Genomic DNA, 14,116 nt, shown 5'->3' on the forward strand with positions numbered 1-14,116 from the left:
ACATTCCGGAAAGCTACCGGGAACGGGGACCAGCCTCATGCCTGTTAACCGATTCTTAAATTTGGTTAACCCGCCGTCTCGTTGACCGCAGAAGACAGCATTATGGTTAATCGATCGTTAACGGAAATTAAAAAAGCCGCGCTCCATCGGAGCGCGGCTCGATACCAATGCCCGCCGGAGACCGGCGGGCTGATGTTTCCGAGGGTTATTAGCCGCGGAACAGCGTGAGGATGGTCTGCGAAGAGGAGTTCGCGATCGACAGCGACTGGACGGCCAGCTGCTGCTGGGTCTGCAGGGCGCTGAGCTTGGAGGACTCTTCTTCCATGTTGGCGTCGACGAGACGGCCGACACCGGAGTCGATCGAGTCGCTGAGAGCGGAGACGAAGTTTTCCTGCAGTTCGATGCGCTTGGAGATCGAGCCGAGCTGAGCGCCGGCGCTGGTCATCGCCTTCAGAGCCGATTCAACGTTGGTCAGAGCCGACTGGATTTCGCCGAGGGTGAAGTTGGTGATGTCCATTGCGTAGACAGAACCGGTCGCACCATTCGAAGTACCGAGGATACCCGTGGAGGTTTCGACCGAGCCGCCGCTCATGCCGAACAGAACGTTGCCCATGGAGGAGCTGTCGAGAACATAGTCGGTCATCACGACCGAAACGGCGTTGGAGCCGTCACGGACGAAGGAGGCAACGACGTTCTTGGTGCTGTCAGCGCCAGCAACCCAGTTTTCACCGGAGAAGGAAGCCGACTGAGCGACGCTCAGGAGCTGCTGCTGCAGCTGGCTGATTTCTTCCTGGACCTTGGCCTTGTCGACGCCGTTTTCAGTGGCGGCAACGAGCTTCGCCTTGATGTCGCCGACGACGTCGATGGCGCTGTCCATGGCGGAGTAAGCGGTGTCGACCTTTGCAGCGCCGAGGCCGAGAGCGTCGGAGACAGCCGAGAGAGCCTTGTTATCAGAACGCATGGTCGTTGCGATCGACCAGTAAGCAGCGTTGTCGGAAGCCTTGCCGACGCGATAGCCGGACGAAACGTGGGCCTGGGTTTCCTGGAGACCCTGGTTGATGCCACGGAGAGTCTGGAGGGCTGCCATTGCAGCGTTATTGGTGTTGATGCTCGTCATAGTTTGCTTGCCCCTTGTTGGCAGATTTTAAACAGGGACATTCCGGATTTTCGGCCGGCCCACAGCGATCAGCATCATGCCTGTTAACCATTTCTGTTAAGGTTAACTCGCCGTTTCGATGGGCCTAGAAAACACCAAGATGGTTAAGGAAAGCTGAATTCGAATTGGAAATTACTTAAAAATATCTGATGGTTAGAGGGATTTTCATTAACCTTATATTAAAATATTTCGCGGCCGGGGATGACCCGGCCGCGAGACTTGGAAACCTTGTGCCGACCGGTTTTAGCGGAAGAGCGACAGGATGTTCTGCGAAGAGGAGTTCGCGATCGACAGCGACTGGATCGCCAGCTGCTGCTGGGTCTGCAGGGCGCTGAGCTTGGAGGACTCTTCTTCCATGTTGGCGTCGACGAGACGGCCGACACCGGAGTCGATCGAGTCGCTGAGAGCGGAGACGAAGTCGTCCTGAGCGTCGATGCGGCTGGAGAGCGAGCCGAGAGCAGCGCCGGCGCTGGTCATGGCCTTCAGAGCCGCTTCAACGTTGGTCAGAGCCGACTGGATCTGGCCGGACGTAAAGCTGGTGATGTCCATCGCGTAGATCGAACCGGTCGCACCAGTCGAAGTACCGAGGATACCCGTGGAGGTTTCGACCGAGCCGCCGCTCATGCCGAACAGAACGTTGCCTGCAGAGCCGCTGTCGAGAATATAGTCGGTCGTGGTGATCGAAACGGCGTTGGAGCCGTCACGGACGAACGAGGAGACGACGCTCTTGGTGCCGTCAGCGCCGGCAACCCAGTTTTCCCCATTGAAGGAAGCCGACTGAGCGATGCTCAGGAGCTGCTGCTGCAGCTGACCGATTTCTTCCTGGACCTTGGCCTTGTCGACGCCGTTTTCAGTGGCGGCAACGAGCTTCGCCTTGATGTCGCCGACGACGTCGATGGCGCTGTCCATGGCGGTGTAAGCAGTGTCGACCTTGGCGGCGCCTACGCCGAGAGCGTCGGAGACGGCCGAGAGAGCCTTGTTGTCCGAACGCATGGTCGTTGCGATCGACCAGTAAGCAGCGTTGTCCGAAGCCTTTTCAACACGGTAACCAGAGGAAACGTGGTTCTGCGTGTTGTTCAGGTTCTGGTTGACGCTACGCAGCGTCTGCAGAGCGGCCATTGCGGAAGAATTCGTGTTAATGCTTGTCATAAGTCTGTCCCCTGGAAACTAGATACAAAAAGGAGGACATACCGGACTATAGTACCGGCGATGACGGACCAGCTTCATGCTACTCGGCGCCTGTTTTGTTTGGCCCAAACCCGTCATGTCCAGGGCAATCTCGCAGCCAATGCTTGCCAACTCCTTAAAAATACAGACCCTCGGCCGGCTCCTTGCGGGGCATAGTTAATGCCTTCTCACAAGGCTTAGTTAATGCCTGCTGAAGATAATTCTTGGCATCCGAATTCGAGCGGTAAAAGCGAATTTTACCGGCGGAAGGGGCGCTTTCCTGGGACAGTCGAGGCTTTCCGGACAAAGCAGGCACTCATCGCGCCACCGGTTTCAAGCAAGCTTCGAATGCCAGTATGGCAGATGCCGGGATAGCATCATCGGACTGACCTCGTTTTCGGGAGGACGGTCCATGCGCGCTTCGGCGATCGACAGTCACGCCAGAGCATTTCCTTCACGGAGTTGGGTTTTGAACAGCAAAGTTTCGTTCTCTGCGGCATCCAAGGATTACCAGATGGGCCGCTACACACAGTCCTTGGCGACGCTCAACCAGTTGATGGATATCCAGCAGGACGCCAAGACCTATGCGCTGCTGGCCAAGAACCTCGTGCAGCTCGGCTTCAAGGCCGACGCCGCGAAAGCCTATGGCCTGGCCGGCAACTGCGAAGGACCGAATTCCTACGAATACCAGAAACAGGCTGCCAAGCTGCATTACGAGACCGGCAACGAGGACGATGCTCTGCTGATCGCCATGCGAAACCTCACCAAGGCGCAGGAAGACGCGGAGCTCGCCTTCATCATCACCGCGATCTATCTGAAGCGGCAGCAGCGGGATATCATCCGCCCGTTCAAGACGGTGCTGTCGCAGAGTGCCAATCCCGATCATATGCGCCTGGCGGCCCTGCTGCTGAGCGACGATCTGAACGACGCAACCAACCAGAACCTCGCGCGCAACATCTTCAAGCGTTTTCCCGGCAACCTCGCATTTCGCTTCCTTCACCTTGTTTTCGCACGCGAATTCAATGAGTTCGAAGAGGCGAGCAAGCATCAGGCGGTGATCGACGCGGCCCTTGCAAAGGGCGATATCGAGATCCTGCGCAAGGACAACCCGTTCTATCACCTGCACTGGTGCGGCAACGAAGACTTCAACCGGTATGCGACGATCGGCACCAACCCCCTCAACCAGGAACGGGTGGCCTTCCGCCGCAACCAGCCGCACAGTTGGTCGGACAAGATCCGGATCGGCTACATGTCATCAGACTTCTGGGATCGCCACGCAACGATGAAGCTCTTGCAGCGCATCCTCGAACTGCACGACAAGGACCGGTTCGAGGTGACGCTCTTCTGCCATACAGGCCCGGAATACCTCAAGCATAACACGATCGACCGCAGCCGCTGGGGCCGGATCGTCACCGTTCACGGCTTCTCCGATCAGGCGGTGCTGGAAGTGGTGCGCGAGCACAATATCGACATCATGGTCGACCTGAAGGGCCACACTTCGGGCAGTCGCGCGACGGCCTTCAACCTGCCGCTCGCACCAGTGCATGTCGGCTGGCTCGGTTTTCCCGGCAGCACGGTCAATGTCGACCTCGACTACGTCATCGGCGACCATTTCGTCCTGCCCGAGGTGGCCAAGCCCTTCTACCATGAGAAGTTCTGCCGGCTGCCGGAGTGCTACCAGCCGAACGACCCGATGCATCGTCCGAAGCCGCGTCCTGTCACCCGCGAGCAACTCGGCCTGCCTGATGACGCCTTCATCTTCGCGTCCTTCAACGGTAACCGCAAGATCACGCCGGAGACGATCGGCAGCTGGTGCCGTATCCTGAAGCGCGCCCCAAACAGCGTACTCTGGTTGATGGCGAATACGCCGCGCAACCAGGCAAACCTTCTGAAGCAATTCCAGGGGGCAGGCATTTCGCCCAAGCGGATCATCTTCTGCCCGCGCGCGCCCTATGAACAGCACATCGACCGCCAGCAGGCGGCCGACCTCGGCATCGATACCTTCCCCGTCAACGGCCACACGACCACCTCGGAGCAGCTCTGGGGCGGCCTGCCGGTTCTGACCGTCAAGGGTACCAACTTCGCGTCACGCGTCAGCGAGAGCCTGCTCAGGGCCATCGACCTGCCCGATCTCGTCGCGCCCGACCTGCAGGCCTATGAGGATATGGCCGTCGAACTGGCTGAGAATCCCGGGCGGATCGCCGAATACAAGGCGCATCTCAAGGAGAAGCGTTATATCGCACCGCTCTTCGATGCCGAACGGTTCTGCGACCATCTGGAGAAGGCCTATGAAGTCATGGCCGAGCGCGCCAGGCAGGGTCTTGCACCCGATCACATGGACATTCCGGCGCTGCCGCCGCGCACGGCGCCGTTCGCGGCCGAGTGAGACTTTTCGACCGCTACAGCGTCGCGCGTCTTTCAGACGGGTAAGGGACGCTGTAGCACTTTGAATTGTTGCATAATGAAAGAACCCGCCGGAGCAAATCCGACGGGTTTTCTCATTGGCGAATATCCAAGCGGCGGCAGCCGGTCAGCTGAACGAGCGCACCAGGCTGCCGACGAGCAGGTTCCAGCCATCGATCAGCACGAAGAAGAGAATCTTGAAAGGCAGCGAGATCGAGGTCGGCGGCAGCATCATCATGCCCATCGCCATGGTGATGGTCGCGACGATGAGGTCGATGACGAGGAACGGCAGCACGACGAGGAAGCCGATCTCAAAGCCGCGGCGAATCTCGGAAATCATGAAGGCCGGGATCAGCACGCGGTAGTCGATCGGAGCGGTCGTCTGGATATTCTGTCCGCGTTCGCGCGCGAGATCGACGAAGAGCGCCAGATCCTTGTCGCGGGTATTGGCCGCCATGAAGGTGCGGAAGGGTTCAGCGATACGTTGGACCGCCTCGGTCTCGTTGATCTGATTGGCAAGCAGCGGCTGCACGCCGTTTTGCCAGGCCTGATCGAAGGTAGGCGACATGACGTAGAAGGTCATGAACAGCGACAACGACAGGAGGATCATGTTGGAGGGCGTGGAGGAGAGGCCCATCCCTGAGCGCAGAATCGAGAAGGCGATGATGAAGCGCGGAAAGCTCGTCACCATGATCAGGATACCCGGCGCGACCGAAAGAATGGTCAGCAGGCCGAATGTGCGGATGATCCAGGCAGCGACGGAGCCATCGACCGGCACGTTCAACAAGTCAGTCGGCAGCTGCTGTGCCACCGCCAGTTCCGGTACCGCCATCATGGCGGCAAGGAAAACTATGAGACGAATCATTCGATGACAAATGTCCTGAACATGACCTTCGATACCCGCCCTTGCGAGCGAAGGTCAACACGTTCCTGTATGTCATCCTTGAGATATTGAAAGCCCCGCGGTCCCTCGATCTGCTGGAGGGAAACGGTCCTGATATAAGCGAGGATATCCTGGTGAATATCCTCGGAAACCTTGACATCCGGAGGCCCGTTGAACAGCAGCGCGACTTCGAGTCGCACCCAGTTTTCTGAGGGGTAGGCGAGGTTCGAGGTGATCGGCTCGAGCTGGACGACGTTGTTGGCCTCGGTCGAGATGCGCGCCAGGCCTTCCTCGGCCTTCTTCTTCGCCTCTGCATCCTTGGCCTGCTCGACCTCCTTGGCACCCTTGATGTTGGGTGCGACAATCGTACCGACCGCCCAGCCACCGCCGGCGCCGAGCAGGGTCAGGACGGCGATGCCGATGATCGTCATCAGCGAGCCGGATTTCTTCTGCGATTGACCTGCGCTTGCGTCTGGCTCTGCCATTGTCGTTCAGCCTCAAAGCGGCGAGAAAAGATCGACGGCCTGCTGGCCGCGCGGGGGCTGCTGCACTTCCATTAGGCGGCCGCGGCCACCGTAGGAGATGCGGGCTTCGGCGATCTTGTCGTAGGATATCTGGTTGTCGGCATTGACGTCCTGCGGGCGAACGATACCGGCGACATTGAGGATGCGCAGCTCCTGGTTCAGGCGAACTTCCTGCGAGCCCGAGATGACGAGGTTGCCGTTTTCGAGAATGCCGGTGACGACGGCGGCGACCAGAAGGGTGAGCTTGTCGGTGCGCTCGATCTTGCCCTTGCCGTCGGTGCTGGTATCGGAGCCGTAAGTCAGGTCGGTCTTCGACTCGGGCGTCCAGCCAAAGATCTGGGCGTTGACATCCCAGTTCATACCGCTCGAATTCGTGCGGCTGCGGTTGGTCTCGTTGTCGAAGGAGGCCTTGTCGTTGATCTGGATGTCGACGGTCAGGATGTCGCCGACGTTGAGCGCGCGCGCGTCCTTGAAGAGGGCGGCCTGCGAATCGCTCCACAGCGAATAGCCCTGCGCCACGGCGCGCGGCTGCTTCGGATAAAGCGCCATCTGTGGCGTCTGGCCGTAAGCGAGGCCGCTGCCGATCGGGCTCATGGCAGGCGCACGGCCGATCTCGCTGACCGCCGTCGGAGACTGGCAACCTGCAAGGAGTGCGAGGGCGGCGATCACGGCCGGGAAACGCATATTCATGAAGGATCCTTCGACGTATTGGGATCGGACGCACTGGCGATGACGCTGGCGATGACCGCGGCCTTCTCAGGGTCCATCTCGTTGAGGATGAGGCTCGACTGACGCGGGCCGAGCCGCATGATCACGGCGGAGGCCACCTCGATCTTCATGTCCTGCAACTGAAGTGCGGCCGCATCCGGCTTCATCTTCCTGTAGATTTCGGTGAGGCCGGCTTCCGCCTGCTTCAGGAAATCGTCACGCCGCTTCAGCCAGTCCTGGTATTCGGCCTTGCGCTTGTCCATTTCTTCCATGCGGGCGTCGATGTCGGCGCGAAGCTTTTCCAGTTCCTGCTTCTGCAGGAGGTAACGCTGGTCGCGGGCGGGCTCGGCGATGTTGGTGCAGAACTGCTTGATCTCATCCTGGGAGGTGATGTCGCCTGCCGGCGCATGTTCCTGCGCGAAGGCGCTGGGGATCGACAGAAGGACGAGGCCTGCGGCCGGCAGCGCCAGCCGGCGTAGCAATTGCAGAACCGTCATGTCAGGGTTGATGATGTCAATCATTGCAGCACAAGCTCCGCCTGCAGGGCGCCTGCCGACTTGATGCCCTGGAGAATGGCGATGATGCCATCCGGTTTCACACCGATATTGTTGAGGCCGGCGACTAGGGTCCTGAGATCTGGACCATCGATGATGGCGACGCGCCCACCGGTCTGCTCGGCCGCGATATCGGTCTGCGGCTGGACGGCGGTCCGACCGCGCGAGAAGGGTTCGGGCTGGATGATCTGCGGCGTCTCGGTGACCTGAACCGTCAGGGTGCCGTAGCTGACGGCGACCGGCGAGACGCGGACGTCGGAGCCGATAACGATCGTTCCGGTGCGCTCGTTGATGACCACCTTGGCCGGCGTATCGGTTTCGACGATGAGATTTTCGACGTCGGCCATCAACCGGGTGAGATCGGCCGCGCGCGGCTTCTGGATCACGACTTCCTGCGAATCCTTGGCTTCGGCGACCGGGCCGCCGAAGCGCGCCGAGGCATAACCGTTGACGATGTCGGCGATACGGATCGCCGTCGAGAAGTCTGGGTTGCGCAATTGCAGGACGAGATTGACCGAGTCCTTGAAGCGGGACGGCAGTTCACGTTCGATGATCGCGCCGCCGGGCACGCGGCCTGCAGTGGTGACGCCTTCGGTCACGGTCGCCGCCTGGCCCTGCGCCTGGAAACCGGAGACGATGACAGCGCCCTGCGCAACGGCGTAGATCTGGCCGTCGGCGCCGGAAAGCGAGGTCATGACGAGCGTGCCGCCGCGCAGCGACGTCGCGTCGCCGAGCGAGCTCACCGTCACGTCGATACGACTGCCGGGACTTGCGAAGGGCGGCAGGTTGGCGGTGACCATCACGGCCGCGGTATTCTTGGCGTTGGACTGACCGCCCTGCGTCGAGATGCCGAGATTTTGCAGCATCGCCCGCATCGACTGCTCGGTGAAGGGCGAGGCACGGAAGCCGTCGCCGGTTCCCTGCAGGCCGACGATGAGGCCATAACCGATCAACTGGTTATCGCGCCCGGCCTGAAGGGAGGCAATATCCTTGATGCGGGAGGTCAGCGCCCAGGCGGGCGCGACATCAGCCAAACTCATGGCGAGAACCGCGACAAGGGTGACGAAACGGAAGAACAATTTCATTTTGCCCTCACATGGACCGTGCCGTCCGCAAGCACCGTGCCGCTGACGATGACGCCGGAGTCCATATTGCGCGCGCGAACGACCTGCCCGATCGTGCCGTCTTCGAGCGGCGTGCCGGCGGCGGAGATCGTCATCGCGCCGAGCGATAAGACCAGGCGGATCGAAGAGCCGCGCGTCACCGTATAGGCCTCGCGCAGACCCGAAACCGAAATCGTGCGGCCCGGCAAAAGCGTGCGCTTGGAAACCATGCCTTCGACCTGGGAAATGGATTTGGCATAATCGCCGGCGAGGTTGGGGTTGGTGACCTCGACCTCCTGAAGCTGGCTCGACGACAATGTGTCGCCGGGGTAGATGATCGTCGTCGGGACGACGGCATAACCCATGCCGGCATCCACGTCCGCGGGCAAGAAAATGCCCGCGACTGCGATCGTGGCTGCCGCCACCCATCCTGAGATGTGTCCTGCCCGGCAAAACATCATGTTTCGGCCCTTCCCTTTACTTCAGGTTCTTGCTGACGATGGAGGCCATTTCATCAGCGGTGGTGATCACCTTGGAATTCATTTCGTAAGCGCGCTGGGCCGAGATCAGCTCGGTGATTTCCTTCACCGGGTCGACGTTCGAAGATTCCAGGTAACCCTGCTTCATGTAGGCGAAACCTTCCTCGTCGGGATTGCCGATGACGGCTTCACCGGAGGCCGGCGTTTCCTGGAAGAGATTGTCGCCGAGCGGCTGGAGACCGGCCTCGTTGACGAAGTCGGCAAGGGTCAACTGGCCGAGCTCGGTCGCCTCCGTCGCGCCCGGCAGCTTGGCCGAGACCTGGCCGGAGCGGCTGATCGTCAGTTCGGTCGAGCCCGTCGGAATGGTGATGCCGGGAAGGACCTCGTAGCCGTCGATGGTGACGAGTTGGCCCTGGTCGTTCTTGTTGAAGGCGCCGGCGCGGCTGTAAAGCGTCGTACCGTCGGTCGACTGGATCTGGAAGAAGCCCTTGCCGATCAGCGCTACGTCGAGATCGTTGCCGGTCTGGGTCAGTTCGCCCTGGAGATGCAGGTTGCGGACCGCCGAGGTCTGGACGCCGAGGCCGATATTGGCACCTTCAGGAACGACGGCCTGGTTGGCGCGGTTGGCGACACCCTTGGCACGTTCGGTCTGGTAGAGGAGATCCGAGAATTCGGCGCGGGCGCGCTTGAAACCGGTCGTATTGATGTTCGCGATGTTGTTCGCGATGACTTCCAGATTGGTCTGCTGGGCATCCATGCCCGTTGCTGCGATGGCGAGCGCTCTCATGTGTTCGTCCTCAAATCAGTTACATCTGCATCTTGGTGACTTCGAGAAAGGCCGAGACGACCTTGTCGCGGATGGCAATCGCGGTCTGCAGCGTCTGCTCGGCCTGGAGCATGGAATCGACGACTTCGCGCGTCGTCGCCGTGCCCTTGATACCGGCAAAGGACATGCTTTCCGCACCCTTCAGACTGCTGACCGCGTCGCTCGCCATGCTGCCCATGACAGAGGCGAAGCTCATGCCATTGGCCGCACCGGCGGCACCCGACATGGTGGCGGCAGACGACGAGGCGGAATTTTCGGTGTCGACGGCGCCGAGCGCACGGGTCATCGAAAGGTTGCTGACATTCTGGACGCTGCTGATCATTATTATTGGCTCTTCAGGAGGTCGATCGTGGAGGAGATGAGATCGCGGGTCTGTTTGATGGTCTGCAGATTGGCGTCATACGAGCGGTTGGCTTCGCGCATGTCGGCCATCTCGACCAGGATATTGACGTTCGGCAGTTTGACGACGCCCTTCTGGTCCGCAGCCGGATTGCTGGGGTCGAATTCAGTGCTGAAGTCGCCTTCGTCGACGCCGACCTTTTTGACGCCGACAGTCTCGACGCCGTTGCTGCGATCCATCTGCTGGCCGAAAGTAATCGTCTTGCGGCGATAGGGGTCGGCGCCGGGCGTGTCGCCGGTCGAGCGGGCGTTGGCGATGTTTTCCGAAACGATGCGCAGGCGCGTCGACTGCGCCTCGAGCCCGGAACCGGCGATTTTCATTGCTGCTGAAAGCGGATCCATGACTTTACCTCCTGACCGTCATCAACATCATGCGGTTGAAGGAACTGACCAGCGAAGTGTTCAGATCGTACTGACGCTTGATATCGCCCGACTTGGAGAGCTCCTCGGCCAAACCGACCGTATTGCCGGATTCCTGGACGCCGATTTCCTGGTCGAGTGCGGCGTCCTTGACGTCGATATCGCCGCTGTCGCTGAAATCGTTGCCGCTGAGATGCGCCGGATTGGTGCGCGCCATGTTGATATTGGAATTGTCGAGCACCGCATCAAAGGGCGTAACGTCCTTGGCGCGGAACTTCGGCGTATTGGCATTGGCGATGTTGCCGGCAACAACCTGCTGACGGATCGTCAGCCATTCCGCCTGCCGCGAAGCCAAGTCGAAAAGTTGGATCGGTTGCATGAGAACTCTCCGTTTTTACTGTCCCGAACCTAGTGCGGTAATCTTGCGTGGGACTTACGGGAATTCAGGCTTCGGGGCGGTTTTCGGCGAAGGCCGCCGCGATGACAGCGCCGCGCGTCTTTCGGACGCGCATGGACGCTGTAACTCTTTGAATTGCTGCGCCATTTCTTAAACTGGAATCGATTTAAGGAAAAAGGGGCTCCGGCCGGTTCGCGGCGGAGCCCCTGTTGCCTTCGGCGTTTACGGACAGGTTCAATTGTTCCGGTAGATCTCGCCCTTGGAGGTGACGATCACCCATTTGCCGTCGCGCTGCTCGAGTGTCGCAAGGCGGCTTTCGTCGGGCAGGATCGAGCCGATGCGCACCACATACATGCCCGAGGGATCCTCGATCAGCGCCCGGCCGTTGGAAACATGCAGCAGGCGGAAGGAAGATTTGCCGGGGAAAGGCTGATCTTCCTGTATGGCGCGGCCATCGCGCTCCTTGCCGAGATCGGAGACCGTCGCCGTCGTCAGCGGATCGATCGGCGGGGCCTTCTTGTCCGCCTCGTTCTTGTTAACCATGGCAAGCGGCGAGACGCTGAAGACGTTGCGGGCCGGCCAATCCGGCAGTTCACGCGAATTCTCGTTGGCGGCGACATTGATGCCGAATTTGTCCGCGTTGAAGAAGACGTACCAGGGAAAGAAGGCGGAGGCGCCGGCAAGCGCCAGGCCGGAGAAGGTCAGAAACCGATCCAGGATGGCGGCTTTCCTGCGCTGCTTCAGGGAAGCGATACGTTCGTCGTCGAAATCAGCCACGTCTAGCCTCTCCTCTGAATAGGGGCGCCCTGATTGCCCATGCCGGCTGCAGCCTTGAGCGCGCCGGCGAGATCGGCGAAAGCGTCGAGCGAGTCGCGATCGCCCGGAGACTGCTTCAGAACGTCGTAAATAATCGGCACCTGCTTGATCGCCATGTCGAGATCGGGATCAGCACCCTGGCGGTAACCGCCGATCATGCGCAGGTCGCGCGTCTCTTCGAAACGATGGATCAACACCTTCAGCCGCGATACCAGCTTTTCCTGATCCGGCGTCCAGGCCTTGCGGGCAAGACGCGAGATCGAGGCGAGCGGATCGATCGGCGGATACCGCCCTTCTTCGGCGAGACTGCGCTGCAGGACGATATGACCGTCGAGGATGCCGCGGGTCGAATCGGCGATCGGATCATTGTGATTGTCGCCGTCGACGAGGATCGAGATGATCGCCGTGATGGTGCCGGCGCCCTCCGGACCGGGACCGGCGCGTTCCAGGAGGCGCGGCAGCTCGGTGAAAACGGAAGCGGGATAACCGCGCGCGATCGGCGGTTCGCCGGAGGCGGTCGCCACCTCGCGGATCGCATGGGCGAAACGCGTGACGCTATCGACGATGAAGAGGACGTTCTCGCCCTTGTCGCGGAAATGCTCGGCGATGGTGACCGCCGTCAGCGGCGCCATTTTGCGCAGCATCGGGCTCTCGTCGCTGGTGGCGACGACGGCGATCGCCTTCTTCATATTGCTGCCGAGCGTATCCTCGATGAATTCGCGCACCTCGCGGCCGCGTTCGCCGACGAGCGCAATGACAACCTTGTCGAAGGCATCGGCGCGGGCGAGCATGGACAGAAGCGTCGACTTGCCGACGCCGGAACCGGCGAAGATGCCGAGGCGCTGGCCGAGGCAGAGCGGCGAGAAGATGTCGATCGCGCGCACGCCGGTCTTGAAGCCGGTCTCGACACGCTTGCGGGTCATCGAGGGCGGCGCGGTATTGGAGATCGAGCGGCGATCGAGGCCCTCGGTGATCGGGCCTAGCCCGTCGATCGGCTCGCAGAGCGAGTTGACGGTGCGCCCGCACCAGCTGTCCGTCGGTGAAATGCGGAAGGCACCCTTGCGGATGACGGTATCATGGATACCGATCGGTTCGCCGGGTTCGATCGGGCAGACATAGATCAATTCCGGCTCGACGCGCACGACCTCGCCCAGATGGATGCCGGTGGCCGATTTATGGGCCACGAACTCGCCGAGACGAACGTGGCGGGAGAGACCGTGAACCGTGTAGTGGCCGGCAGCGATGGTCTGCACGCGGCCGCCATGGGCAACCGCAAACTCCGGCGATGCGTATCGGTCGACGAGGCCCGCCAGATGCGCCAGCTTCGGGGAAAGGCCGTCCTCGGACAGTAGTGTGGTGCTCATGCTTTAACTCTAGCCTAGCGGCTGCCCCCAAGCGTCTGGACGGCTTCCTTGAAAGAATCCTCGCTGTCGCGCATCAGTGAAGAGACACTTTCGAAGGCGCGGTTGACTTCGATCAGCTGGGTGATCTCGCGCATGGCGTTGACGTTGGAGTTTTCGAGATAACCCTGCTCGACACCGACATTGAAGCGGTCGACGACGGCGCGCGGCTGCTCGGTAGTCATGATGCCGCTGTTTTCATAGCGCAGGTAACCCTTGCTGACATCGGCCTCGAACAGGCCGAGCGAGCCGATCTGGCGGCCGCCCTGATAGATGATGCCGTCTGTGCCGACGGCCGGCTCGCCGCCTGTCGTGTTGAGCTGGATCGGCGCGCCGCCGGCGTCGAGAACCGGGTATCCGCGGATCGAGACGAGTTCGCCGGTATCCTTGATCGTAAAGCGGCCGTCCCGCGTCAGAACCTGGCCGGCCGGCGTGTCGAGCGCAAACCAGGCATCCCCTTTGATGGCGAAATCGAGCATGTTGCCGGTGTGCTGCAACTCGCCATTTCCCTCGTTCAGGTAGTCGTTGCCCTGGGAAACGAAGGCGACCTTGGTGTTCAGCTTGTTCTTGGTGGCTGCCACCATCTCGTCGAACTTCACCTCGGTGGCGCGAAAACCGGTCGTGTTCACGTTCGCCATGTTGTCTGCGATGGTGGTCAGGCGCTTTTCGAGGGCCATCTGCGACGACAAAGAAACATAAAGACCGGATTGCATGTCGGTAAGCTCCAAGCATTGGCGATGAACGGAACGAAAGGCCGGGCGTCGTCTTATGTGGTTCGGCCGGGATTTCGCTGAGGCGGCATCTCAGAAACGGGCGCTCGCACCCATTCGTCCCCTTTAGACTGACGGCAGATGCTTGCGCGAAGCTGGCACGCGGAAATGCCTCGCGAGCGGGCCTTTCATCAGCCTCACGCAAGGCAGAAACCCTATCGGTCTCAATGA

Annotated in this window: 16 protein-coding genes; 1 reads left to right on the plus strand and 15 read right to left on the minus strand. The window is 60.7% G+C overall.

Going from position 1 to position 14,116, the window contains the following annotated elements:
- Nucleotides 1-208: 208 nt before the first annotated feature.
- Together OLZ32_RS28465 and OLZ32_RS28470 are read right to left on the minus strand one after the other, a co-directional pair.
- Nucleotides 209-1,117, minus strand: a complete 909-nt coding sequence (locus tag OLZ32_RS28465) for a flagellin N-terminal helical domain-containing protein (protein ID WP_003545548.1) — start codon at nt 1,115-1,117, stop codon at nt 209-211.
- Between the two features lie 282 nt (nt 1,118-1,399).
- A complete protein-coding gene (locus tag OLZ32_RS28470) occupies nt 1,400-2,305 on the minus strand; it encodes a flagellin N-terminal helical domain-containing protein (protein ID WP_003545546.1) in 906 nt (301 codons plus the stop codon).
- A 430-nt stretch (nt 2,306-2,735) separates the two neighbouring features.
- Between OLZ32_RS28470 and OLZ32_RS28475 the strand changes: the two genes are divergently transcribed.
- Entirely contained in the window at nt 2,736-4,709 is a 1,974-nt protein-coding gene (locus tag OLZ32_RS28475; protein ID WP_017990282.1) for an O-linked N-acetylglucosamine transferase, SPINDLY family protein, read from the plus strand.
- Nucleotides 4,710-4,853: 144 nt separating this feature from the next.
- Here the strand turns inward: OLZ32_RS28475 and fliP are convergent, their stop codons facing one another.
- From fliP to flgF, 13 genes are all read right to left on the minus strand, one after another.
- Complete coding sequence (gene fliP / locus OLZ32_RS28480) at nt 4,854-5,591, minus strand: flagellar type III secretion system pore protein FliP (protein ID WP_003545541.1); 738 nt, start codon at nt 5,589-5,591, stop codon at nt 4,854-4,856.
- Complete coding sequence (locus OLZ32_RS28485) at nt 5,588-6,094, minus strand: flagellar basal body-associated FliL family protein (protein ID WP_003545539.1); 507 nt, start codon at nt 6,092-6,094, stop codon at nt 5,588-5,590. Before OLZ32_RS28485 ends, fliP begins: the two co-directional genes overlap by 4 nt.
- A gap of 12 nt (nt 6,095-6,106) precedes the next feature.
- Complete coding sequence (gene flgH, locus OLZ32_RS28490; protein WP_003545538.1) at nt 6,107-6,823, minus strand: flagellar basal body L-ring protein FlgH; 717 nt, start codon at nt 6,821-6,823, stop codon at nt 6,107-6,109.
- Nucleotides 6,820-7,362 carry a MotE family protein gene (locus OLZ32_RS28495; protein WP_003545537.1) on the minus strand — a complete coding sequence of 181 codons (543 nt, stop codon included), beginning with the start codon at nt 7,360-7,362 and terminating at the stop codon, nt 6,820-6,822. The genes flgH and OLZ32_RS28495 overlap by 4 nt, the downstream gene beginning before the upstream one ends.
- The gene (locus OLZ32_RS28500; protein WP_003545536.1) at nt 7,359-8,480 is read right to left on the minus strand and encodes a flagellar basal body P-ring protein FlgI; all 1,122 of its coding nucleotides are present in this window, start codon (nt 8,478-8,480) and stop codon (nt 7,359-7,361) included. The genes OLZ32_RS28495 and OLZ32_RS28500 overlap by 4 nt, the downstream gene beginning before the upstream one ends.
- Entirely contained in the window at nt 8,477-8,959 is a 483-nt protein-coding gene (flgA, locus tag OLZ32_RS28505; protein ID WP_003545535.1) for a flagellar basal body P-ring formation chaperone FlgA, read from the minus strand. The genes OLZ32_RS28500 and flgA overlap by 4 nt, the downstream gene beginning before the upstream one ends.
- A gap of 16 nt (nt 8,960-8,975) precedes the next feature.
- Entirely contained in the window at nt 8,976-9,764 is a 789-nt protein-coding gene (gene flgG, locus OLZ32_RS28510; RefSeq protein WP_003545534.1) for a flagellar basal-body rod protein FlgG, read from the minus strand.
- Nucleotides 9,765-9,783: 19 nt separating this feature from the next.
- Nucleotides 9,784-10,125 carry a flagellar hook-basal body complex protein FliE gene (locus OLZ32_RS28515; protein ID WP_003545533.1) on the minus strand — a complete coding sequence of 114 codons (342 nt, stop codon included), beginning with the start codon at nt 10,123-10,125 and terminating at the stop codon, nt 9,784-9,786.
- A 2-nt stretch (nt 10,126-10,127) separates the two neighbouring features.
- Nucleotides 10,128-10,544: a flagellar basal body rod protein FlgC gene (flgC, locus tag OLZ32_RS28520; protein WP_003545531.1), complete on the minus strand. Its 417-nt coding sequence runs from the start codon at nt 10,542-10,544 to the stop codon at nt 10,128-10,130.
- Nucleotides 10,545-10,548: 4 nt separating this feature from the next.
- Nucleotides 10,549-10,941 (minus strand): flagellar basal body rod protein FlgB, encoded by a 393-nt coding sequence (gene flgB / locus OLZ32_RS28525; protein ID WP_003545529.1) that lies wholly within the window; start codon nt 10,939-10,941, stop codon nt 10,549-10,551.
- Between the two features lie 252 nt (nt 10,942-11,193).
- A complete protein-coding gene (locus tag OLZ32_RS28530; protein ID WP_003545527.1) occupies nt 11,194-11,736 on the minus strand; it encodes a hypothetical protein in 543 nt (180 codons plus the stop codon).
- Between the two features lie 2 nt (nt 11,737-11,738).
- Nucleotides 11,739-13,139 (minus strand): flagellar protein export ATPase FliI, encoded by a 1,401-nt coding sequence (gene fliI, locus OLZ32_RS28535; protein ID WP_003545525.1) that lies wholly within the window; start codon nt 13,137-13,139, stop codon nt 11,739-11,741.
- A gap of 14 nt (nt 13,140-13,153) precedes the next feature.
- Nucleotides 13,154-13,888 carry a flagellar basal-body rod protein FlgF gene (flgF, locus tag OLZ32_RS28540; protein WP_003545524.1) on the minus strand — a complete coding sequence of 245 codons (735 nt, stop codon included), beginning with the start codon at nt 13,886-13,888 and terminating at the stop codon, nt 13,154-13,156.
- Between the last annotated feature and the right edge of the window lie 228 nt (nt 13,889-14,116).

The organism is Rhizobium acaciae (assembly GCF_025941625.1).
Classification (GTDB): Bacteria; Pseudomonadota; Alphaproteobacteria; order Rhizobiales; family Rhizobiaceae; genus Rhizobium; species Rhizobium acaciae.

Excerpts from the sequence above, each read along its gene's own strand:
- flgG (WP_003545534.1), bottom strand. The coding sequence starts at position 9,764 with ATGAGAGCGCTCGCCATCGCAGCAACGGGCATGGATGCCCAGCAGACC.
- flgC (WP_003545531.1), bottom strand. The coding sequence starts at position 10,544 with ATGGATCCGCTTTCAGCAGCAATGAAAATCGCCGGTTCCGGGCTCGAG.
- OLZ32_RS28470 (WP_003545546.1), bottom strand. The coding sequence starts at position 2,305 with ATGACAAGCATTAACACGAATTCTTCCGCAATGGCCGCTCTGCAGACG.
- fliI (WP_003545525.1), bottom strand. The coding sequence starts at position 13,139 with ATGAGCACCACACTACTGTCCGAGGACGGCCTTTCCCCGAAGCTGGCG.
- fliP (WP_003545541.1), bottom strand. The coding sequence starts at position 5,591 with ATGATTCGTCTCATAGTTTTCCTTGCCGCCATGATGGCGGTACCGGAA.
- OLZ32_RS28515 (WP_003545533.1), bottom strand. The coding sequence starts at position 10,125 with ATGATCAGCAGCGTCCAGAATGTCAGCAACCTTTCGATGACCCGTGCG.
- flgB (WP_003545529.1), bottom strand. The coding sequence starts at position 10,941 with ATGCAACCGATCCAACTTTTCGACTTGGCTTCGCGGCAGGCGGAATGG.
- OLZ32_RS28495 (WP_003545537.1), bottom strand. The coding sequence starts at position 7,362 with ATGATTGACATCATCAACCCTGACATGACGGTTCTGCAATTGCTACGC.
- OLZ32_RS28475 (WP_017990282.1), top strand. The coding sequence starts at position 2,736 with ATGCGCGCTTCGGCGATCGACAGTCACGCCAGAGCATTTCCTTCACGG.
- OLZ32_RS28485 (WP_003545539.1), bottom strand. The coding sequence starts at position 6,094 with ATGGCAGAGCCAGACGCAAGCGCAGGTCAATCGCAGAAGAAATCCGGC.
- flgH (WP_003545538.1), bottom strand. The coding sequence starts at position 6,823 with ATGAATATGCGTTTCCCGGCCGTGATCGCCGCCCTCGCACTCCTTGCA.
- flgA (WP_003545535.1), bottom strand. The coding sequence starts at position 8,959 with ATGATGTTTTGCCGGGCAGGACACATCTCAGGATGGGTGGCGGCAGCC.
- flgF (WP_003545524.1), bottom strand. The coding sequence starts at position 13,888 with ATGCAATCCGGTCTTTATGTTTCTTTGTCGTCGCAGATGGCCCTCGAA.
- OLZ32_RS28465 (WP_003545548.1), bottom strand. The coding sequence starts at position 1,117 with ATGACGAGCATCAACACCAATAACGCTGCAATGGCAGCCCTCCAGACT.
- OLZ32_RS28500 (WP_003545536.1), bottom strand. The coding sequence starts at position 8,480 with ATGAAATTGTTCTTCCGTTTCGTCACCCTTGTCGCGGTTCTCGCCATG.